Origin of the sequence: Kribbella sp. VKM Ac-2569 (assembly GCF_004216905.1) — a bacterium.
Classification (GTDB): Bacteria; Actinomycetota; Actinomycetes; order Propionibacteriales; family Kribbellaceae; genus Kribbella.
This window is the reverse complement of sequence record NZ_SGXJ01000002.1, coordinates 1,248,997-1,270,745: the sequence shown is the minus strand read 5'-3', so window position 1 is coordinate 1,270,745 and position 21,749 is coordinate 1,248,997. Positions and strand designations below refer to the sequence as shown.

Below are 21,749 nucleotides of genomic sequence, written 5' to 3'. Positions count from 1 at the left end.
ATGGCTGACACGTTGACTCCGGTGCTGTCCGACAACTGGGACCAGATCAGGTCCTGGCAGCTGTCGTCGTACCAGCGGTCCGGCGGGTACGACGCGCTGCGCAAGGCGCTCGCGATGCAGCCGGCCGATGTCGTTGCCACGGTCAAGGACTCCGGGCTGCGCGGCCGAGGTGGCGCGGGCTTCCCGACCGGCATGAAGTGGCAGTTCATCCCGCAGGACAACCCGAACCCGAAGTACCTCGTGGTGAATGCCGACGAGTCGGAGCCGGGCACCTGCAAGGACATCCCGCTGATGATGGCCTCGCCGCACACGCTGGTCGAGGGCGTCGTCATCGCGTCCTACGCGATCCGCGCGTCGGTCGCGTTCATCTACGTCCGCGGTGAGGTCCTGCACGTGATCCGCCGGCTGCAGCAGGCGGTCCAGGAGGCCAAGGACGCCGGCTACATCGGCACGAACATCCTCGGCAGCGGCTACGACCTCGACGTGGTCGTGCACGCCGGCGCCGGCGCCTACATCTGTGGCGAGGAGACGGCGCTGCTCGACTCGCTGGAAGGACGTCGCGGTCAACCTCGGCTGCGTCCTCCCTTCCCGGCCGTGGCCGGTCTGTACGGCTGCCCCACTGTTATCAACAACGTCGAGTCGATCGCTTCCGTTCCCGCCATCATCAAGAACGGGCCGGACTGGTTCTCCTCGATGGGCACCGAGAAGTCCAAGGGCATGACGCTGTACTCGCTGTCCGGTCACGTCACCCGTCCGGGTCAGTACGAGGCCCCGCTGGGCATCACGCTGCGGGAGCTGCTCGACCTGGCCGGTGGGGTCCGTGAGGGCCACGAGCTGAAGTTCTGGACGCCGGGCGGCTCGTCGACGCCGCTGCTGACGTCCGAGCACCTCGACGTACCGCTGGACTACGAGGGCGTCGGCGCGGTGGGCTCGATGCTCGGTACGAAGGCGCTGCAGATCTTCGACGACTCGGTGTGCGTCGTGCGCGCCGTACTGCGCTGGACCGAGTTCTACAAGCACGAGTCCTGCGGCAAGTGCACGCCGTGCCGCGAGGGCACGTGGTGGCTGGTGCAGATTCTCGAGCGGCTGGAGAAGGGTCAGGGGTCCGACGAGGACCTGGACGTCCTGCTCGACCTGTCCGAGAACATCCTCGGCCGGTCGTTCTGCGCGCTGGGCGACGGTGCGACCGCGCCGATCACCAGCTCGATCGCGCATTTCAAGGACGAGTACCTGGCGCACTTCGAGAACGGCGGCTGCCCGTTCGACCCGATGGCAAGCACTGTCTTCGCGACTGCTGGAGCTAGCGCATGACGATCCAAGCGAACCCGCCGGCCGGGTCGGAGGTGGAGCGCACCGACCTGGTGACGGTCACCATCGACGACATCGAGGTGAAGGTTCCGAAGAACACCCTGCTGATCCGGGCGGCCGAGCAGATCGGGATCCAGATCCCGCGGTTCTGCGACCACCCGCTGCTCGACCCGGTCGGCGCCTGCCGGCAGTGCCTGGTCGAGATCACCGACGCCGGGAACGGCCGCGGGATGCCCAAGCCGCAGGCTTCCTGCACGATCGTCGTTGCCGACGGCATGGTGGTCCGCACCCAGGTGAGTTCGCCGGTGGCGGACAAGGCTCAGCACGGGCAGATGGAATTCCTGCTGATCAACCACCCGCTCGACTGCCCGGTCTGCGACAAGGGCGGCGAGTGCCCGCTGCAGAACCAGGCGATGAGCAACGGCGCCGGCGAGTCCCGGTTCACCGAGATCAAGCGGACCTACCCGAAGCCGATCAACATCTCGGCCGAGGTGCTGCTGGACCGCGAGCGCTGCATCCTCTGCGCGCGCTGCACCCGCTTCTCCGAGCAGATCGCCGGTGACCCGTTCATCGCGCTGATCGAGCGCGGCGCGCTGCAGCAGGTCGGCATCTACGAGAAGGAGCCCTTCGAGAGCTACTTTTCCGGCAACACGATCCAGATCTGCCCGGTCGGTGCGCTGACGAGTGCGGCGTACCGCTTCCGCTCGCGGCCGTTCGACCTGGTGTCGGTGCCGTCGGTGGCCGAGCACGACTCGTCCGGTGCGGCGATCCGGGTCGACTACCGGCGCGGCAAGGTGATGCGCCGGCTGGCCGGTGACGACCCGCAGGTCAACGAGGAGTGGATCTCCGACAAGGACCGGTTCGCGTTCCAGTACGCGACCACCGGTGACCGGTTGACCCACCCGCTGATCCGCGAGGACGGCGAGCTGCGGCCGGCGTCCTGGCCGGAGGCGCTGACCTTCGCGGCCGAGCAGCTGACGGCGGCGCGTGGCAATGCGGCGGTGCTGACCGGTGGCCGGCTGACGGTCGAGGACGCCTACGCGTACTCGAAGTTCGCCCGGGTCGCGCTGGGCAGCAACGACATCGACTTCCGGGCCCGCCCGCACTCCGCGGAGGAGGCGGACTTCCTCGCCGCCGCGGTGGCCGGCACCGGCCTGGGTACGACGTTCTCCGACCTGGAGAAGGCCGGCACCGTGCTGTTCGTCGGGTTCGAGCCCGAGGAAGAGGCACCGTCGGTCTTCCTCCGGGTGCGCAAGGGCGTGAAGACGCACGGCACCAAGGTGTTCACGGTCGCGTCGTACGCGTCCCGCGGTGTGGAGAAGCTGAACGGCGTCGTCGTCCAGGCGTCGCCGGGCACCGAGGCCGCCGTACTCGCGGATCTCGGTAACGCCGGCGAGGCCGGGGCAGCAGCCCGGGCCGCGCTCGGTCCGGACTCGATCATCGTCGTCGGCGAGCGGCTGGCCGCCGTACCGGGTGGCTACTCGAACGCGCTCCGGCTGGCGCTCGACACCGGTGCCGACCTTGCCTGGATCCCGCGGCGTGCGGGTGACCGGGCCGCGCTCGAGGCCGGCTGCCTTCCGGGCCTGCTGCCCGGTGGCCGGCTGGTCAGCGACCCGCAGGCGCGCGTCGACCTGCAGGCCGCCTGGGGCGTGGACAACCTTCCGGGTGAGCCCGGCAAGGACCTCACCGAGATCATCGCCAACGCGGGATCGCTGCAGGCGCTGGTCGTCGCGGGTGTCGAGATCGACGACCTGCCCGACCCGGCCGCGGCGCTCGCTGCGCTGGACGCCGCGCCGTTCGTGGTCAGCTTCGAGGTTCGCAACTCGCAGGTGACCGAGTACGCCGACGTGGTCTTCCCCGTCGTACCGCCGGCGGAGAAGTCCGGCACCTTCGTGAACTGGGAGGGCCGCGAGCGGCCGTTCCCGGTCGTGCTCGAGGTGCCGGCCGCGATGCCGGACGTCCGCGCGCTGGCCGCGCTGGCGCAGGAGATGGGCAACCCGCTCGGCTTCAGCACGGCCGGCGGCGCCAAGCGTGAGTACGACGAGCTCGGCCGCTGGGACGGTGACCGGGCCCAGGAGCCGACGTACCAGGCCGGTCCGGCCCTCGGCGCGTTCGACTCCACCCGGCTCGCGACCTGGCGGATGCTGATCGACGACAGCCGCGCCTGCGACGGTGAGCCGCACCTGACCGCGACCGCGCGTACGCCGGTCGCCCGGGTCTCGCTCACGACCGCGCGCCGGATCGGTGTCGCCGACGGGGACGAGCTGGTGGTGAGCACCGACGCCGGGAGCATCCGGCTGCCGGTCGTCATCACCCCGATGACCGACAACGTGGTCTGGCTGCCGACCAACTCGGCCGACTCCCACGTCCGCCGGTCGTTGCACGCAGACCATGGCTCGATCGTGACGATCGCCGGAGGGAACGCATGAACATCCCGCTCGCGGTGCCGGACGCCGGGGTCGGACATGACCCTTGGTGGGTCATTCTCATCAAGGTGCTGTTCATCTTCGTCTTCCTGGTGGTGCTGACGCTCTTCAACATCTGGTGGGAACGCCGGGTGGTCGCGCGGATGCAGCACCGGATCGGCCCGAACGTGCACGGCCCGCAGGGTCTGCTGCAGTCGCTGGCCGACGGTGTGAAGCTGATGCTCAAGGAAGACCTGATGCCGAAGGGCGTCGACCGGCTGGTCTTCGTGCTGGCGCCGGCGATCGTCGCCGTACCGGCCTTCCTCACCTTCGCGGTGATCCCGTTCGGCCCGACGGTGAAGATCCCGTTCACCGACACCTACACCCGGCTGCAGCTCACCGACCTGCCGGTCTCGGTGCTGTACGTGATGGCGATCGCCTCGATCGGCATCTACGGCATCGTGCTCGGCGGCTGGTCGTCGAACTCGACGTACTCGCTGCTCGGCGGCCTGCGGTCCAGCGCACAGATGATCTCGTACGAGGTCGCGATGGGACTGGCGCTGGTGACGGTGTTCCTGTTCGCGGGCTCGCTGTCCACCTCGGAGATCGTGGCGGCGCAGTCGCACCAGACCGTGCACTGGTTCGGGGCCGAGATCCCGCTGCCCGGGTGGTACGCGTTCCTGCTCTTCCCGTCGTTCGTGATCTACGTGATCTCGATGATCGGCGAGACGAACCGGGCGCCGTTCGACCTCCCCGAGGCCGAGGGCGAGCTGGTCGCGGGCTTCCTGACCGAGTACTCCTCGATCAAGTACGCGATGTTCTTCCTGGCCGAGTACATCAACATGGCGACGGTGTCCGCGCTGGCCACCACGCTGTTCCTGGGCGGCTGGCGGGCGCCGTGGCCGATCTCGATCTGGGACGGCGCGAACTCCGGCTTCTGGCCGGTGCTGTGGTTCATGGGCAAGCTGATGGGCTTCATCTTCTTCTACATCTGGTTGCGCGGAACGCTGCCGCGACTGCGCTACGACCAGTTCATGAAGTTCGGCTGGAAGGTCCTGATCCCGATCTCGCTGGCCTGGATTCTGCTGGTCGCCACCGTTCGCGCGGTCGGCCGCGAGACCAACTTCAGCCGTACGACGCTGCTGGTCGCGGCCGCGATCGTGCTGGTGATCGCGGTGATCAGCATGTTCATTCCGCAGAAGCCCAAGGAAGAGCCGGCTGAGGTGGCCGACGGCGAGGAGTTCGACGCCTTCGCCGGCGGGTTCCCGGTGCCACCACCGCTCCCCAGTCAGCAGACCGAGCCGAAATCGAAGGCAGGCAGCCGTGGCTAGTGTCAAAGAGTCCCTCTGGGACCCGGTAGCCGGGTTCGGGGTCACCTTCCGGACGATGTTCCGGAAGGTGTTCACCGAGGAGTACCCGTTTTACAAGAAGCCGACCGCCCCGCGGTTCCACGGCCGGCACCAGCTGAACCGGTGGCCGGACGGGCTGGAGAAGTGCATCGGCTGTGAGCTGTGCGCGTGGGCCTGCCCCGCGGACGCGATCTACGTCGAGGGCGCGGACAACGCGGACGATTCGACAGGTCGCTTCTCGCCGGGCGAGCGGTACGGCCGCGTCTACCAGATCAACTACCTGCGCTGCATTCTCTGCGGTCTGTGCATCGAGGCCTGCCCGACCCGGGCGCTCACCATGACCAACGAGTACGAGCTGGCCGACACCAGCCGCGAGTCCCTCATCTACGAGAAGAAGGACCTGCTGGCGCCGCTGCTTCCGGGCATGCAGGAGCCGCCGCACGAGATGCAGCTCGGCACGACCGAGAAGGACTACTACCTCGGACTGACCGGTGCGGCCGCCAAGGCCCCAGGAAGTCAGACGCAGGGGAGTGACGCCAAATGATCGGGTTGGTCACCGGGCCGCAGGTCGCGTTCTGGCTGCTCGCCCCGGTCATGATCCTGGCCGCGATCGGCATGGTGCTGGTCCGTAAGGCGGTGCACTCGGCGCTGCTGCTGGCGACCGTGATGATCTGCCTCGCGGTGCAGTACGCCGCGCAGGACGCACCGTTCCTGTTCGCCGTACAGATCATCGTCTACACCGGCGCGATCCTGATGCTGTTCCTGTTCGTGCTGATGCTGGTCGGCGTCGACGCCTCCGACTCGCTGGTCGAGACGATCCGCGGTCAGCGGCTGCTCGCTGGGATCGCCTTCCTCGGCTTCGGCGTACTGCTGCTCGCCGCGGTCGGGAACGCGATCTACGGGAACCCGGCCGGACTGGCCGACGCGCAGCCGGACGGAAACGTCAAGGGCCTCGCGCAGTTGCTGTTCGGCAAGTACGTGTTCGCCTTCGAGGTCACGTCGGCGCTGCTGATCACCGCGGCGATGGGCGCCATGATGCTGGCCCACCGCGAGCGGCTGACCAAGAAGAAGACGCAGCGCGACCACGCCGAGGAGCGGATCCGCAAGTACGCCGAACAGGGCATCCACCCCGGCCCGCTGCCGACGCCCGGTGTCCTGGCCCGGCACAACGCCGTCGACACCCCGGCCCTGCTGCCGGACGGGTCGATCGCACCGACCTCGGTTTCGCGGGTGCTCCAGGCACGTGGCACCGTGTTCCCCGAAGCCGAGGAGCGCGCGGACATCGAAGAGGTCCGCAAGCTCGACGCCGGTGAGTCAGAAGGAGACGACAAGTGACGACCGAGCCGTACATCGTGCTCGCGGCGATTCTGTTCAGTATCGGTGCGCTGGGCGTGCTGGTACGCCGGAACGCGATCGTCGTCTTCATGTGCGTCGAGCTGATGCTGAACGCGACCAACCTCGCGTTCGTGAGTTTCGCCCGCCAGCACGGCAACCTCGACGGCCAGATCGCCGCCTTCTTCGTGATGGTGGTGGCCGCGGCCGAGGTCGTGATCGGGCTGGCGATCATCATGGCCATCTTCCGCACCCGTCGCTCGGCCTCGGTCGACGACGCCAACCTGCTCAAGTACTGAGGTAAGCACCGATGAGTCATGAGCTGACGTGGCTGCTGGTCGCGGTACCGGCACTGTCCGCGGCGATCCTGCTGCTCGGTGGCAAGGCCACCAACGCATGGGGTCACCTGCTGGGCACGCTGGCGCCGGTGATCTCCTTCGCCTTCGGCGTCGTGCTGTTCTTCCAGATGAGGGGCCAGGCGAGCGAGGAGCGGTCCGAGACGGTCCGGCTGTTCGAGTGGTTCTCGGTCGGCCAGATCAAGGTCGACTTCACGCTGCTGATCGACCCGCTGTCGATCCTGTTCGTGCTGCTGATCACCGGTGTGGGTTCGCTGATCCACATCTACTCGATCGGCTACATGGAGCACGACCCGCGCCGGCGGCGGTTCTTCGGCTACCTGAACCTGTTCATCGCGGCGATGCTGCTGCTGGTGCTGGCGGCCGACTACCTGCTGGTCTTCGTCGGCTGGGAGGGCGTCGGTCTGGCGTCGTACCTGCTGATCGGTTTCTGGCAGCACAAGAACTCGGCCGCGGTCGCTGCGAAGAAGGCGTTCGTCGTGAACCGGGTCGGTGACATCGGCCTCTCGCTCGCGGTGATGAGCATGTGGGCGCTCTTCGGCTCCTCGGCCTTCGCAACCGTGAACGCCGGCGCCGAGCACGTCTCGAGTACCTGGGCCACGCTGCTCGGCCTGATGCTGCTGCTGGCCGCCTGCGGTAAGTCCGCGCAGGTGCCGCTGCAGTCCTGGCTGCTGGACGCGATGGAGGGCCCGACCCCGGTGTCGGCGCTGATCCACGCGGCGACCATGGTCACGGCCGGCGTCTACCTGGTGGTCCGGTCGCACGCGATCTACGAGGTCACCGACGCCGCGTCCACCGCGGTGGTGATCGTCGGTACGGTCACCGCGCTCGCCGGTGCGATCATCGGTTGCGCCAAGGACGACATCAAGAAGGCCCTGGCCGGTTCGACGATGAGCCAGATCGGCTACATGATGCTCGCCGCGGGTCTCGGCCCGGCCGGGTACGTGTTCGCGATCTTCCACCTGCTCACCCACGGCTTCTTCAAGGCCAACATGTTCCTCGGCGCCGGCTCGGTCATGCACGGCATGAACGACGACGTGAACATGCGCCACTACGGCGCCCTGCGGACGCCGATGAAGATCACCTTCGCGACCTTCGCCTTCGGCTACCTGGCGATCCTCGGCATCCCGCCGTTCGCCGGCTTCTTCAGCAAGGACAAGATCATCGAGGCCGCGTTCGCGGACAACACGGTGATCGGTCTGTGCGCGCTGCTCGGCGCCGGAATCACCGCGTTCTACATGACGCGGGTGATGCTGATGACGTTCTTCGGCAAGAAGCGCTGGGCGGACGACGTGCACCCGCACGAGTCGCCGGCCGTGATGACCTGGCCGCTGATCATCCTGGCGGCGCTGTCGCTGGGCGGCGGCGCGCTGTACTTCGCGGGTCACTGGATCGTCGACTGGCTGGAGCCGATCGTCGGTCACGAGGAGGAGCACCCGCCGGTGAGTGCCTTGGTGATGACGCTGATCACCCTCGCGGTGGTTGCCGTCGGCATCGTCATCGCGGTGCTCAAGTACCGCCGGGACATCCCGCGGGAGGCGCCCGCCGGTTCGCCGGTCACCGTCTTCGCCCGCCGGGACCTGTACGGCGACGCGCTGAACGAGGCGGTCCTGATGCGGCCCGGGCAGTACCTGACCCGGACGCTGGTCTGGCTCGACAACCGGGGCGTCGACGGCCTGGTCAACGGCCTGGCCGCACTCTTCGGCGGTCTGTCCGGCCGGCTCCGCCGGTTCCAGACGGGCTTCGTCCGTTCGTACGCACTCAGCATGGTCTTCGGCGCCGCATTCGTGGTCGTCGCCCTCCTCGCGGTGAGGTTGTCGTGAACATCGGTTGGCTGACCCTGTTATTGCTCCTGCCGTTCGTCGGGGCCGTCGCGACGATGCTGGTGCCGAAGGCGAAAGCGCTGACGGCCAAGCAGGTCGCGCTCGGGTTCTCGCTCGTGACGCTGGTGCTGACCGCGATCGTCGCGGTCGGCTACCACCGCAACGGCGGCGAGGAGTACGCCGAGACGCACACCTGGATCAAGGCCTTCGGCGCGCACTACGCGCTCGGTCTCGACGGTGTCGGCATCGTGCTGGTGGTGCTGACCGCGCTGCTGACGCCGATCGTGCTGATCGCGTCCTGGAACGACGCGCAGCACGGCCGCTGGTCGGAGAAGTCCTTCTTCGCCTGGATCCTGGGCCTCGAGGCGCTGTCGATCGGCGTGTTCTCCGCCACCGACGTGTTCCTCTTCTACGTGCTGTTCGAGGCCACGCTGATCCCGATGTACTTCCTGATCGGCGGCTTCGGTGGCCCGCAGCGTTCGTACGCCGCGGTGAAGTTCCTGCTCTACTCGCTGCTCGGCGGTCTGCTGATGCTGGCGTCGGTGGTCGGTCTGTACGTCATCTCGGCCAAGGCCGGTGAGCCGTCGTACCTGCTGAGCGACCTGATGAAGCTCGACATCAGCCAGAACACCGAACGGTGGCTGTTCCTCGGCTTCTTCTTCGCGTTCGCGGTGAAGGCGCCGATGGTGCCGTTCCACACCTGGCTGCCGGACGCGGCCGGTGAGGCGACGCCGGGGACGTCGGTGCTGCTGGTCGGCATCCTGGACAAGATCGGCACCTTCGGGATGATCCGGTTCTGCCTGGGCCTGTTCCCGAACGCGTCCGAGTGGGCCACCCCGGTCGTGCTGGTGCTGGCGCTGATCTCGGTGCTGTACGGCGCGCTCCTGGCGATCGGCCAGACCGACATCAAGCGCCTGATCGCGTACACCTCGATCTCGCACTTCGGCTTCATCGTGATGGGTATCTTCGCGCTGACGTCGCAGGGCCTGACCGGGTCGACGCTGTACATGTTTAACCACGGTCTCTCCACCGCGGCGCTGTTCCTCGTCGCCGGGTACCTGATCTCCCGGCGCGGCTCCGCGCGGATCGCCGACTACGGCGGGGTGGAGAAGGTCGCTCCGGTGCTGGCCGGCACGTTCCTGTTCGCGGGACTGTCGAGCCTGGCGCTGCCCGGTCTGTCGCCGTTCATCTCCGAGTTCATGGTGCTGGCCGGGACGTTCAGCCGGCACAAGGTGATCGCGGTGATCGCCGTCCTCGGTATCGTGCTGGCCGCGCTGTACATCCTGCTGATGTACCAACGCACGATGACCGGTCCGGTCCGCGACGGGATCGAGAAGCTGAAGGACCTGAACGCGCGTGAGGTGCTGGCGATCGCGCCGCTCGTGGTCCTGATCATCGGCCTGGGGATCTTCCCGAAGCCGGTGGTCGACATCATCAAGCCCGCGGTCGACGAGACCATGCAGCGGGTCGGCGTGACCGACAAGGCACCGCAGATCCCCGTGACGGAGGGACAGAAGTGAGCGCGATGTTGCTGCCGCTGGCGGACTTCACGGCGCCCAAGATCGAGTACAACGAGCTGGCTCCGCTGCTCGTCGTGTTCGGCGCGGCGTGCGTCGGCGTCCTGGTCGAGGCGTTCCTGCCGCGGCCGTTGCGGCACCTGGTGCAGCTGGCGATCACGGTGGTCGCCGTGGTCGTGTCCGGTGTGCTGACCGGCATCCTGATGAACGGCAAGAAGGAGCTGCTCGCCGCCCAGGGTGCGATCTCGGTCGACGGCCCGGCGCTGTTCACCTGGCTGATCCTGCTGGCGCTGTCCCTGATCAGCGTGCTGCTGTTCGCGGAGCGTTCGATCGACGGCGGCCTGTCCGCGTTCGCCGGCCAAGCGGCCGCCGTACCGGGGTCCGAGGCCGAGCGCGAGGGTACGGCGGCGCGCATCGAGCACACCGAGATCTTCCCGCTGACGCTGTTCGCGGTCGGCGGCATGATGCTGTTCGCGGCGTCGAACGACCTGCTGGTGCTGTTCGTCGCGCTCGAGGTCTTCTCGCTGCCGCTGTACCTGCTGTGCGGCCTCGCGCGCCGTCGCCGGCTGATCTCGCAGGAAGCCGCGATGAAGTACTTCCTGCTCGGCGCCTTCTCGTCGGCGTTCCTGCTGTTCGGGATCGCGCTGCTCTACGGGTACGCGGGCACGATGTCGCTCGGCGGGATCGCGGACGCGCTCAGCTCGGACACCGGTAGCGACACCATCCTGCTCGCCGGCACCGGCCTGCTGGGTGTCGGCCTGCTGTTCAAGGTCGGCGGCGTACCGTTCCACTCCTGGACGCCGGACGTGTACCAGGGCGCTCCGACGCCGGTCACCGGGTTCATGGCGGCCTGCACCAAGATTGCCGCGTTCGTCGGCCTGATGCGGGTCTTCTACGTCGCGCTCGGCGGCTCGCGCTGGGACTGGGCGCCGATGATGTGGATCATCGCGATCCTCACCATGGTGGTCGGTTCGATCGTCGCGATCACGCAGACCGACGTGAAGCGGATGCTGGCGTACTCGTCGATCGCGCACGCGGGCTTCCTGCTGACCGCGTTCGTCGGCCTCGCGCAGGCCGGGAGCGGCGTCCACAACGGCATCACCTCGACGCAGGCGGTGCTGTTCTACCTGGTCTCGTACGGCTTCCCGACCATCGGCGCGTTCGCGGTCGTCACGCTGGTGCGCGACGCGGGCGGCGAGGCGACGCACCTGTCCCGCTGGGCGGGCCTGGGCAAGAAGTCGCCGCTGCTGGCCGGTATCTTCGCGTTCTTCCTGCTGTCCTTCGCCGGTATCCCGCTGACCGCGGGCTTCACCGGCAAGTGGGCGGTCTTCAGCGCGGCGTGGACCGGTGGCGCGTGGCCGTTGGTCGTCGTCGCTGTCCTGTCCAGCCTGGTCGCCGCGTTCTTCTACGTCCGCGTGATCGTGCTGATGTTCTTCTCCGACCTGCCGGCCGACGCGCCGGACGTGGCGCTGCCGGGCTGGCAGACCACGTCGGCGGTCGCCCTGGGTCTTGCCGCCACGGTGGTTCTCGGTCTGGTTCCCGGACCGGTGCTCGACCTGGCGGCCCGAGCTGGTGAGTTCATCCGTTGAGTCCGACCCCGCTGCCGGCCGAGAGCCTGGGATTCGAGTTCGCCGACGCGGCGCTCGAGTCCCGGGTTCGTGCTGGGCTGGAGCGTGTGGAGCAGGCGCTGCTCGACGCGACCCAGTCGGAGGCGCCGTTCGTCACGGCGGCCGCCCAGCACGTCATGGTTGCCGGCGGCAAGCGGTTCCGGCCGTTGCTGGTGCTGCTGGCGGCCGAGTTCGGTGCTGACGTCACAGCCGACGACGTCGTGAAGTCAGCGGTTGTCGTCGAGCTCACGCATGTCGCGACGCTGCACCACGACGACGTGATGGACGAGGCCGCGCTGCGGCGGGGCTCGTCGACGGCGAACGCGCGGTGGGACAACTCGGTCGCGATCCTGTCCGGTGACTGGCTGTTCGCCCGGGCCTCGGACCTGGTCGCGGATCTCGGGCCGGAAGCGGTCCGGATCCAGGCCCGCACCTTCGGCCGCTTGGTCGAGGGCCAGATCCGCGAGACGATGGGCGTCGGCGAAGGCCAGGACCCACTCAAGCACTACCTGTCGGTGGTCGCCGACAAGACCGGTTCACTGATCGCGACGTCCGCCCTCTTCGGCGCCCGGTACGCCGGTGCGTCCGAGGAGATCCAGGAGTCGCTGCGGGCGTTCGGCGAGGAGATCGGTGTGGCCTTCCAGCTCGCCGACGACCTGCTCGACATCGCGTCCGAGTCCGGCCAGTCCGGCAAAACCCCCGGCACCGACCTCCGCGAAGGTGTCCCGACCCTTCCGGTCCTGATCTTCCGCGCCCAGGCAGACCCCTCGGATCCCACGGACGCCCGCCTCCTGGACCTCCTGGACTCCGACCTGTCCGACGACGCCCGCCTGGCGGAGACCCTGGACCTGCTCCGCTCGCACCCCGCCTTCCGCCAAGCCGAAGACGACGTACGCCGCCGCGCAGCCGACGCCCGCAAACTCCTCACCACCCTCCCCGAAGGCCCCGGCCGAGAAGCCCTCGACGCCCTCTGCGACCTGGTAGCCACCCGCTCGGTCTGAGCCGTCACGCCGAGCACGTCGTGAGCGCCGTATTGTTGGCGGATGCTTGGCACACTCGTAGGCGGCGCCCTCGCTCTCGTGGGGACGGTCGTCGGCATCGTTGTCTCGCAAGTGCTTCAGCGCAAAGGCGCTCGAGATGCCCAGATCCTCGATGCGAAGGTGCGGGTCTTCGGCGAGTGTACGGAGGCGTTGTACGAGTACGAGCGAGCCAACTTCGGCCGCGCAAGAGCGCGTCTGCGCCGGCAACCGGAGGCGGACCGGGAGGCCCTTCGGCAGGAGGTTTATCGCTCTGAGTCCAGAGCGCGGTCGGCGATCGGACAAGCGACGTACCTGAGCGGAAACACCGGTCTCGACGATCGCTTCGAATCCGTGCACTCAGCAGTGCACGGTCTGAGTGAGGCCGACGACTACGAAGAGCTCAGTCGCCGCCATCAAGAGATCCAGAAGGCTCTCAAGGACGTGTTACGTACGGTCCGGATCGAACTGCGAAAGTAGCCTCCGCAGCCTCGCTGGTTTGAGAGGTCACCCCATCGAGTCGTGGCGTTTGGCAGGCACCCCGCACCGCGAGTCGTGGATCGAGGCGCCGAAAGCGGCGATTTCATAGCCGAATCCCACGATTCGGCGGGCAGCCGCGCCACCGCGCACGCCGCAACGGTCGGCCGGGATCGATGCGTGTGCGCGAGGACATGGGCGATGGCGGATGCGGAGTGCCCAGGATCGCCGTACTGGTCGAACGGACCGAGATCGTGCACAACCTGCTGAGCAAGGCCGCGGTCGGCGGACCGCGGCCCTTGCTCGGGCTGGATTTTCGTCGACCCCTGGTACGCGTACCGCACCTTCCTCGACGACCGGCGTACGTACCCCTACCAGCGGGACGTGCTCACCGCGCACGCCACCGCCGAGGCCGGTGTCACCCTTCGCCAAACGACACCTTCGGCCACATCGTCTCGGACCCGAGCTGTCACTGTCTCTCGAGGCAGTACGAAAAGCCGCGAACAGCTGACTGCATCAGCGCCCTTGCCAGGTCGTCAGGGGTAGGCGACGCGCATGCTCTTGACTGCTCCGGAGGGGAGGGCCCAGCTGGCGGAGGCGAAGCCCTCTTCGTAGCCGCTGTCGAAGGAACGCACGACCGAGCGCGACAAGTTCGTGCTGGTCCGCGTGCAGGACGGGTCGCACAGGTTGGTGGTCTGCGAGGTGCTCGTGCCGTTGATGACGTGGCCGACGCGGACCCACCGCGGCTCGATCCACTGGCCCGAGGCGGGCTTGACGATGAGCTGTCCGCGCTCCTCGTGGTACGTGCGGTACTCGCGCTCGTACCGGTTGACGCAGACCTCGCCCGCGACGTACGTCACGCACTTGCCCGCCATCTTCCACCACCGGCTCCAGGAGGCCCCGACGTCCCCATAGTCGCCCCACGTGACATACGCGCTCTCGGACGTCAGGACCGGGGACCAGGACGACGTCCACGCAGTGGTCTTCGGAGCGCATTCGCCGCCGGAACAGTACTCCGTGATCTGGCTGTTCCAGACGTAGTGATCCGGCGTGATCGACTGGCCGGCGGCGGGCGCGACGGAGGCCCGCCCGCGGTAGCCGGTGATCGATCCGGAGTCGGTGACCTGCTTCTGCACCTCGGCGCAGACCGAGCCGATCGACACGCCCTCTGGGCCGGGGACGGTCTTGCAGTTCTTGTCGTGAGCCTGCCACGTGGTGGCGGCTTCGGCGCCGGCGGAGACGGCGACGAGCGTGGCGCCGGCGGCGGCAAGGGCGGCCAGCCCGGCGATGACTTTGCGCACAGTTCCATCCAGGATGTGAGGGGTCGGGTCAGCTGCGAACAGTAAGGACCTGGTGGAACAGCTCGCTGCCCGTACTTCACCCGTACCCAAGTACGCGACTGTGTGCGATGCTGTGCCGACTATGGGTGAGCGGGATGTTGCGTTGCCGGTGGTGGGGCTGACGGTTGAGGCGTTGGCCGAGAGTGTGTTGCTGCATCTGCCGGCCTTGACCGATGCGTTGGTCGAGACGATCTACGAGCAGAACCCTGCGTATCGCGAGATGGATGCGGTGCCGCAGCAGGATCTGTGGCGGTCCTGTCATGACAACGTTGCCCGCGTTGTGCAGATGATTGCCGACAACGACGACCACTTCGACGCGGCGCAGGCGACCGGGCGGCGGCGGGCGGAGCAGCGGATGCCGCTGGACGACGTACTCAAGTCGTTCCGCCTTGGCGGGCGGTTGGTGTGGGAGGCGTTGATCGACGAGGCTCGCGCGCAGGGCGTGGTCGACTCCGAGGCGCTGCTTGACGTTGCGAGCAAGGTCTGGGAAGTCGTCGACCGAACGTCCTCGCAGGTCGCGGCCGCCTATCACGCCGCCGAGCGGCAACTCGTCCGTGCCGACGAGCGGCGCAGGTCGACCCTCTGGGAAGGCCTGCTGCACGGCCCCGGGAAGGACCGGGCGTTCATACAAGAGGCGGCCACCGTCCTCGACGTACCCGTGAACGGCGGCTACGCGGTGGTGGCGATCGACAACCTGATCGACGACGAGTGCACGACATCCTCTTTTGTACGGCGCTTTGCGGGCCTCCGCATCGCTTCCGCGTGGCAGGTACGTCCGCAGACCGTCGTCGGTTTGCTTGCTGTGGGCACGGAATCCCCGGTCACAGTGCTCCGCACGCTGCGTGACGTCGTACACGCACCGGCAGGTCTGTCCGGCGTTGTCTCCGGTCTGGCCGACGTGAATATCGCGTATAGGCAGGCGATGCTGGCCCGGCGTACGCTCCCGGCCGGTCAGATCGACGTGGCGGCGCTGACCGAGCGGCTGCCCGAGGCGTTGTTGCTCAGCGCACCGGAGTTGGCCGAGCAGCTCGTGCAGCACTGGCTGGAGCCGCTGATGACAGTACCCGCGGCCGAACGCGAACTATTGCTCGACACCCTGGACAAGTGGGTGCTCGCGGCGGGTTCCGTACGTCGTACTGCGGACCTTGCGCACTGTCACCGCAACACGGTCATCAACCGCCTGCACCGGGTCCATCAGATCACCGGCCGTAACCTCAGCGACGAAGGCTTCCACCTGGAGCTCGGCCTTGCGCTGCGTGCTTTCAGACTGTTCCCGCCCTCTGCGTGACCGAAGGGTCGGGCTGTGCGTTGTGCACAGTAAGACCGCGCAAAACGTGGGCATCGTGGCCATGCCGCCACGCCGATGACGGTGCCAGACTGCGTTCCCAGCATTGCTCGAGCACGGAGGAACCTTCATGGCCGAACATCGTCGTTCGTTGGATCGACCAAGCGACCGACCGGCCGACAGACGCGGTCTGCTGGGCCGGCGCAAGGTTCTCGGGTACCTGATCGCCGCACCGACGCTCGCGGTCGGCGTGAGCTGGATGACGAACGAGTCCGACCCGCGGGCGGCCGATGCGGCGGTTCCCTCGGTGCCGCAGCCGGTGGACATCTTCGACCTCGGCGACCTGCAGAACCTCGCGGCGGCACCGACGTCCGGGCTGATCACGGTCCAGTTGAAGTCCGATGGCACCGCGTACTTCGCCGTACCGCGGGCCGAGGTCGGCCAAGGCATCACCACCGCGTTCGCGATGATGGTTGCAGAAGAGCTGGATCTCCCGATGGACAAGGTCGAGATCGCGCTCGCCGACGCCCGTCCGGAGCTGCTGATGAATCAGCTGACCGGCGGCTCGAACTCGATGCGCAGCATGTACCTCCCGGTGCGTACTGCAGCCGCGATCGCCCGGCAGCGCCTGGTGGAGACGGCCGCCACGCACTGGGGTGTCGAGGCCGGCAAGGTGACCACGCGCAAGGGTGTGCTGAGCGGTCCGAGCGGCCGTACGGCGACGTACGGCTCACTGGCCAAGCTTGCCGCGACCGCCAAGACGATCACCGTGTCCGCCGAGCTCAAGTCGCCGTCCGAGTTCAGCGTCCTCGGGAAGCCGCGGAACCGCGTCGACGCGCACGACATCGTCACCGGCCGCAAGCAGTTCGCGATGGACCTGGACGTCCCGGGTGCGAAGCCGACCATGGTGGCCCGGCCGCCGACGATCAACGGGACGCTGCGATCGATCAACAACCTCGCGGCGCTGCGGGCGCTGCCGGGGATCACCGATGTTGTTGGCATCACCCACGGTGTCGCGATCAGAGGCGAGACGTTCGGCCAGTGCATCGACGCGATCCAGAAGGTCGACGCGACCTGGGGCCCGGGCACGGTGGACGACGAGTCGGACACCACCGTGCTGGCGAAGCTGCGCGCGGCCCAGCTGCCGATGGCCGCTCCGGCGCTGCCGTTGCTGACGAAGACGATCGACGCCGAGTTCGTGTTCGCGTTCACCAGCAACAGCCCGCTCGAACCGGACTGCGCGATCGCGGACGTCGGCCCGGACAGCGCCGAGATCTGGTCGTGCCTGAAGGTGCCGATCGTGGCCCAGGAGGACATCGCCAAGCAGCTCGGCCTGCCGATCGACGCGGTCAAGGTGCACGTCGTCCAGGGCGGCGGTTCGTTCGGCCGGCACCTGTTCCACGACGTGGCGGCCGAGGCGGCGGAGATCTCGCAGAAGATGGGCAAGCCGGTCAAGCTGTCCTGGTCCCGCACCGACAACTTCCGCCAGGGCCGCACGCACCCGATGTGCACCTCCCGCGTCCGGGTGAACTACCTGGCCGGCAACGTGCTCACCTACGAGCAGCGGCACACCAGTGTGGAGACCGACTTCGGTCACGGTCTCGGCGAGATGATCACGGCGTTCGCGGCGGATCTTCCGGTCGGCGGCAACCTGTCGTTCGCCGAGACGATCTTCGCGCTCACCCAGTCGTCGCCGTACAACTTCGGCGTCACGACGCAGCTGCTCAACGAGATCCCGCTGAAGTTCAACACCGGCAGCATGCGCAACATCTACTCGCCGAACGTGGTCTGCGCGGAGGAGCTGGTGGTCGACCAGCTCGCCGCGAAGATGGGCCAGGACCCGGTCCGGTTCCGCCGGAACTTCCTCAAGGATCAGCGGTTGCTCGCGGTCCTGAACAAGGCGGCCGAGGTCGGCAACTGGGGCAAGGCGATGCCGAAGGGTACGGCGCAGGGCGTCGGCGTGCACTCGGAGTACCGGGCGGCCGTCGCAACGCTGGTGGAGATCGACTGCCGGCCGGAGACGGTGAACCGGCCGGTCGAGGGCGAGGGTGTGACCGGCCCGCGGGTGACCAAGGCGGTGATCGTCGTCGATCCCGGGTTCTGCATCAACCCGCGTGGTCTGGAGGCCCAGATGTTCGGCGGTCTGCAGGACGCGATCGCGCTGGCACTGACCTCGAGCCTGCACATCAAGAACGGTATCCCGCTGGAAGGCAGCTGGGACAACTACTTCTACACGCGGGAGTGGAACTCGCCGCTGGACGTGCAGGTGGTGATCATGCCGAACACGAGCGACAGCCCGAGCGGCGCCGGTGAGCTGTCGGTGGCGCCGGCGTTCGCCGCGGTCGCGTGTGCCTATGCGCGGGCGACTGGCACGATGCCGACGTACTTCCCGATCAACCACGGCAAGCTGAGCTTCGAGCCGTTGCCGTTGCAGCCGTCCACCCCGCAGTCGCCGACCGACGGCCTCGACCACACGTTCTGAGGAATCCATGCCTACGCACACTTTCAAGCTCAACGGCAAGCAGATCAGCGTCGAGGCCGAGGACAACGTCCGGCTGCTGTGGGTTCTGCGGGACCTGCTCGGCGTCACCGGTCCGAAGTACGGGTGCGCGCTCGAGGTGTGCAAGTCGTGCACCTCGCACATCAACGGCAAGGCGTTCAACCCGTGCTCGGTGCAGGTGAAGGACATCGAGCCGGCGGACGAGGTCACCACCATCGAAGGGCTGCCGGCGACGGTCGGCAAGGACCTGCATCCGATGCAGGAGGCGTGGCTGAAGTACGACGTCGCGCAGTGCGGGTACTGCCAGCCCGGCCAGATCATGGCCGCCGTCGCGAAGGTCCGGCAGGCTCAGGCCGAGGGCCGTGACATCACTGATGCGGACCTCGACGAGCTGCGCAACATCTGCCGCTGCGGTACGTACTCGCGGATTCGCGAAGCGGTCAAGGCGGGCGCGGAGGACATGGGTGCGTGACGTCCTCGCGCGCGTCCGCCCTTGGTACGGAGAGCGGTTCGCACTCGCCACGGTGATCGACACGTTCCGCTCTGCCCCACGTCAACCCGGCGCGACGATGGCGGTGTCCGGCGACGGCGTCGCGGTCGGCAGCGTGTCCGGCGGTTGCGTCGAAGCCGACGTGTACGCCGTGGCGCAGGAGGTCATCCGTACGGGTGTGCCGACGGTCCGCCGGTACGGCGTGTCCGACGACGACGTGTTCGCGATCGGCCTGACGTGCGGTGGCGTGATCGAGGTGCTGGTGGAGCCGATCGATCGGGCGTCGTTCGCGGAGTTCGAGACCGTCGCCGCCGCGATCGACTCGGGTCGGCCGATCGCGGTCGCGACCGTGGTCACGGCGGGGGAGGGCCTTGGTCGGCGTCTCGTCGTCGAGCTCGACGGGGTCACCGGCAGTCTGGGCGATCCGGGGTTGGACGCGGCCGTGGTCGAGGACGCGGTGGCGATGCTCGGCAACGGCTCCACCGCGATCAAGCAGTACGGCGCGCACGGGGAATGCCGGCGTACCGAGGTGTCGGTGTTCGTGCAGGCGTTCACCCCGCCGCCGCGGATGTTCGTGTTCGGGGCGATCGATTTTGCGGCGGCCGTGGCGCGGGTCGGCAAGTTCCTCGGCTATCACGTGACGGTGTGCGACGCCCGCGCCGTCTTCGCCACCCGGGCACGGTTCCCCGAGGCGGACGAGGTCGTGGTCGACTGGCCGCATCGCTTCCTGGCCGGTGCACTCGACCAGATCGATCGCCGTACGGCGCTGTGCGTGCTGACCCATGATCCGAAGTTCGACGTACCGCTGCTGGAACTGGCCTTGCGGACGGACGCCGGCTACATCGGTGCGATGGGATCACGGCGTACCCACGAAGATCGACTGGCCCGCTTGCGATCCGCGGGCGTGACCGAGGACGAGCTGGCCCGCCTGACGTCGCCGACCGGGCTGGACCTCGGCGCCCGGACGCCGGAGGAGACGGCGATCTCGATCGCGGCCGAGATCATCGCGACCCGCAGTGCGGCGAGTGCACGTCCACTCTCCACGACTACGGGCCGGATTCATGGCCAGAGCCATCTCGTCAGTGCGACGTGAGCTGACGCAAGGACGGGCGGTGGTCCTCGACGTACCCGCCGTCGGGACGCCGCACGATCCGGCCGGTCTCGATGCCGTGCGTCGCGATCTCCGTGTCGCGTTGCTGCAGACCCAGGCAGACGCGGCGGGTGATCACCAGCGCAGCGGGCGGGCCCAGGATCAGGAGGATCTGGAAGACCCGCAGCAGCGTGTTGAACGAGAGATGGAACTGTACGGCGATCGTGTCGGCGCCGGCGGCCGCCCACAGGACGCCGTAGAAGACGATGCCCGCGACGCCGATGCCGGTGCGGATCGGGTTGGCGCGCGGCCGCTCGAGTACGTGGTGCTCCTTGCGGTCGCCCGTCAGCCGTTCCTCGATGAACGGGTAGACCGCGACGAGCGCGAGGAACAGCGTGCAGATCGCGACCGGCAACAGCACGGCGAAGCTGATCGTCCTTCCCCACCAGACGACTTCCCAGCCCGGTGCGAGCCGGAGCGAGCCGTCCAGGAAGGCGAGGTACCAGGCCGGGCCGACACCGGCCGAGGTGTCCGCCGGGTCGGCCGGGCCATACAGCCAGACGGGGTTGATGGTTGCCGTCGCGGCCATGACGACCGAGACACCGACCACGAAGCAGAACAGGCCGACCCGCTTGATCACGGCTACGGTCGCGGCGCGTCCTACGACGGTTCGTTCAGATTTCCGCCTGAGGGCAAGGAAAAGTACGACGATCACGGCGGGCAGGACAGCGATGTGCAGCGGGTAGAACTGTGAGATCACATCGCCGGGGAACTCGCCTCCGAACAGCAGCCACGACAGGGCGGAGCCGACGAACGGCGTCGCCTGCAGGACCCCGTCGAGCACGGCGAGACTCGTCCCCGACGCCATGTCGTCCGGGAGCGAGGTCCCGGTGAGGGCTGCGCCCAACGTGATGACCAGCAGGCCGAAAACCACCAGCCAGTTCAGGCGCCGTGGCCGACGGAAGCCGGCGGTGAAGAACAGCTGCAGCATGTGCAGCAGGATCGCCGCCACCATGATCAGCGTGGCCCAGTGATGGAGTTGGCGGATCAGCAACCCACCACGGGTCTCGAAGGTGATCGCCAGCGTCGAGTCCAGCGCCCGCGACATCTCCGTTCCGCGCAGCGGTCCGTACGGCCCGTCGTACACGACCTGTTCTGTTGACGGCTTGTAGTCCAGCATCAGGACCACGCCGCTGAACAGGATCACCACGAAGCTGTAGAAGGCGATCTGGCCGAACAACAACGACCAGTGGTTGGGAAATACTCTCGCTCGCAGGTTGCTCGTAGGACGCTGCATGCCCGACCTCCCTCGGTCACCCATACGACACCGCAGCCACCGAGAATGTGACGTCCCGTGTCACACATCACGCTTCGCGCAGAGGCTGAAGGTCAGCGGTTCTGCCAGGTGGGGCTTTCGACGTAGTGGTTGTCGTACAGGTCGCTGGTCTTCGCTACCTCGGACCAGTCCGTCTCGCCGCGGTAGGCGCGTTCCAGGAGGCGGTAGTAGCCGAAGCGGGGCTTGGCCTGGGTGAGGACGAACAGGACCTCGGCGGGCTCGTCGCCGGCGGCCTCGAAGGCGTGGGCGGTGTTGGGCTGGACGTGGAGGAAGTCGCCCTGGTGGAGCTCGATGAGCTTCTCCCCGGTGAGGACGCGGAGTGAGCCGCTCAGGACGAAGAACAGCTCGGCGGCCTCGCGGTGCAGGTGCGGGGGAGCGCCTTCCTTGCCGGGCTGGAAGATCGAGCGGTGGCTGGTCAGGTGCCCGTCGGTGTCCGGCACGTCGGCCAGCAACGTGACACCGCTCGCGGACAAACTCTCGGCCTCGGCGGCACGGATCAGAACGGTCATGGGTTTCCT

General features: G+C 67.9%; 18 protein-coding genes. 15 read left to right on the top strand and 3 right to left on the bottom strand.

What is annotated here, in order from left to right; all coding sequences use genetic code 11:
• From nuoF to EV649_RS19260, 11 genes are read left to right on the top strand one after another with little or no spacing between them, the layout of a single operon-like run.
• Entirely contained in the window at positions 1-1,311 is a 1,311-nt protein-coding gene (gene nuoF / locus EV649_RS19310) for an NADH-quinone oxidoreductase subunit NuoF (protein WP_130384812.1), read from the top strand.
• Positions 1,308-3,737, top strand: a complete 2,430-nt coding sequence (locus EV649_RS19305; protein WP_130384811.1) for an NADH-quinone oxidoreductase subunit G — start codon at positions 1,308-1,310, stop codon at positions 3,735-3,737. Before nuoF ends, EV649_RS19305 begins: the two co-directional genes overlap by 4 nt.
• Positions 3,734-5,044 carry an NADH-quinone oxidoreductase subunit NuoH gene (nuoH, locus tag EV649_RS19300; protein ID WP_130384810.1) on the top strand — a complete coding sequence of 437 codons (1,311 nt, stop codon included), beginning with the start codon at positions 3,734-3,736 and terminating at the stop codon, positions 5,042-5,044. Before EV649_RS19305 ends, nuoH begins: the two co-directional genes overlap by 4 nt.
• Before the next feature lie 55 nt (positions 5,045-5,099).
• The gene (nuoI, locus tag EV649_RS19295) at positions 5,100-5,606 is read left to right on the top strand and encodes an NADH-quinone oxidoreductase subunit NuoI (RefSeq protein ID WP_241998450.1); all 507 of its coding nucleotides are present in this window, start codon (positions 5,100-5,102) and stop codon (positions 5,604-5,606) included.
• The gene (locus EV649_RS19290; RefSeq protein WP_130384808.1) at positions 5,603-6,397 is read left to right on the top strand and encodes an NADH-quinone oxidoreductase subunit J; all 795 of its coding nucleotides are present in this window, start codon (positions 5,603-5,605) and stop codon (positions 6,395-6,397) included. Before nuoI ends, EV649_RS19290 begins: the two co-directional genes overlap by 4 nt.
• Positions 6,394-6,693, top strand: a complete 300-nt coding sequence (gene nuoK / locus EV649_RS19285) for an NADH-quinone oxidoreductase subunit NuoK (protein ID WP_130384807.1) — start codon at positions 6,394-6,396, stop codon at positions 6,691-6,693. The genes EV649_RS19290 and nuoK overlap by 4 nt, the downstream gene beginning before the upstream one ends.
• Before the next feature lie 11 nt (positions 6,694-6,704).
• Positions 6,705-8,573: an NADH-quinone oxidoreductase subunit L gene (nuoL, locus tag EV649_RS19280; RefSeq protein WP_130384806.1), complete on the top strand. Its 1,869-nt coding sequence runs from the start codon at positions 6,705-6,707 to the stop codon at positions 8,571-8,573.
• Complete coding sequence (locus EV649_RS19275) at positions 8,570-10,093, top strand: NADH-quinone oxidoreductase subunit M (protein ID WP_130384805.1); 1,524 nt, start codon at positions 8,570-8,572, stop codon at positions 10,091-10,093. Before nuoL ends, EV649_RS19275 begins: the two co-directional genes overlap by 4 nt.
• A 5-nt stretch (positions 10,094-10,098) precedes the next feature.
• Positions 10,099-11,679 carry an NADH-quinone oxidoreductase subunit NuoN gene (gene nuoN / locus EV649_RS19270; RefSeq protein ID WP_130385117.1) on the top strand — a complete coding sequence of 527 codons (1,581 nt, stop codon included), beginning with the start codon at positions 10,099-10,101 and terminating at the stop codon, positions 11,677-11,679.
• Positions 11,676-12,698 (top strand): polyprenyl synthetase family protein, encoded by a 1,023-nt coding sequence (locus EV649_RS19265; protein WP_130384804.1) that lies wholly within the window; start codon positions 11,676-11,678, stop codon positions 12,696-12,698. Before nuoN ends, EV649_RS19265 begins: the two co-directional genes overlap by 4 nt.
• Before the next feature lie 42 nt (positions 12,699-12,740).
• A complete protein-coding gene (locus tag EV649_RS19260) occupies positions 12,741-13,193 on the top strand; it encodes a hypothetical protein (RefSeq protein WP_130384803.1) in 453 nt (150 codons plus the stop codon).
• Positions 13,194-13,726: 533 nt separating this feature from the next.
• On the opposite strand, the gene EV649_RS19255 is transcribed toward EV649_RS19260, so the two are convergent.
• Positions 13,727-14,491: a hypothetical protein gene (locus tag EV649_RS19255; RefSeq protein WP_130384802.1), complete on the bottom strand. Its 765-nt coding sequence runs from the start codon at positions 14,489-14,491 to the stop codon at positions 13,727-13,729.
• A gap of 121 nt (positions 14,492-14,612) precedes the next feature.
• On the opposite strand from EV649_RS19255, the gene EV649_RS19250 reads away from it, so the two are divergent.
• From EV649_RS19250 to EV649_RS19235, 4 genes are all read left to right on the top strand, one after another.
• A complete protein-coding gene (locus tag EV649_RS19250; RefSeq protein WP_130384801.1) occupies positions 14,613-15,818 on the top strand; it encodes a helix-turn-helix domain-containing protein in 1,206 nt (401 codons plus the stop codon).
• A gap of 148 nt (positions 15,819-15,966) precedes the next feature.
• Complete coding sequence (locus EV649_RS19245) at positions 15,967-18,297, top strand: molybdopterin cofactor-binding domain-containing protein (protein WP_241998358.1); 2,331 nt, start codon at positions 15,967-15,969, stop codon at positions 18,295-18,297.
• 7 nt (positions 18,298-18,304) lie between these two features.
• Entirely contained in the window at positions 18,305-18,787 is a 483-nt protein-coding gene (locus tag EV649_RS19240; RefSeq protein WP_130384799.1) for a (2Fe-2S)-binding protein, read from the top strand.
• Positions 18,780-19,898, top strand: a complete 1,119-nt coding sequence (locus EV649_RS19235; RefSeq protein WP_130384798.1) for an XdhC/CoxI family protein — start codon at positions 18,780-18,782, stop codon at positions 19,896-19,898. The genes EV649_RS19240 and EV649_RS19235 overlap by 8 nt, the downstream gene beginning before the upstream one ends.
• Here EV649_RS19235 and EV649_RS19230 read toward each other — a convergent pair.
• Entirely contained in the window at positions 19,885-21,192 is a 1,308-nt protein-coding gene (locus tag EV649_RS19230) for a cytochrome b N-terminal domain-containing protein (RefSeq protein WP_130384797.1), read from the bottom strand. The genes EV649_RS19235 and EV649_RS19230 overlap by 14 nt on opposite strands.
• Positions 21,193-21,284: 92 nt before the next feature.
• The gene (locus EV649_RS19225; protein WP_130384796.1) at positions 21,285-21,740 is read right to left on the bottom strand and encodes a cupin domain-containing protein; all 456 of its coding nucleotides are present in this window, start codon (positions 21,738-21,740) and stop codon (positions 21,285-21,287) included.
• Positions 21,741-21,749: the final 9 nt, after the last annotated feature.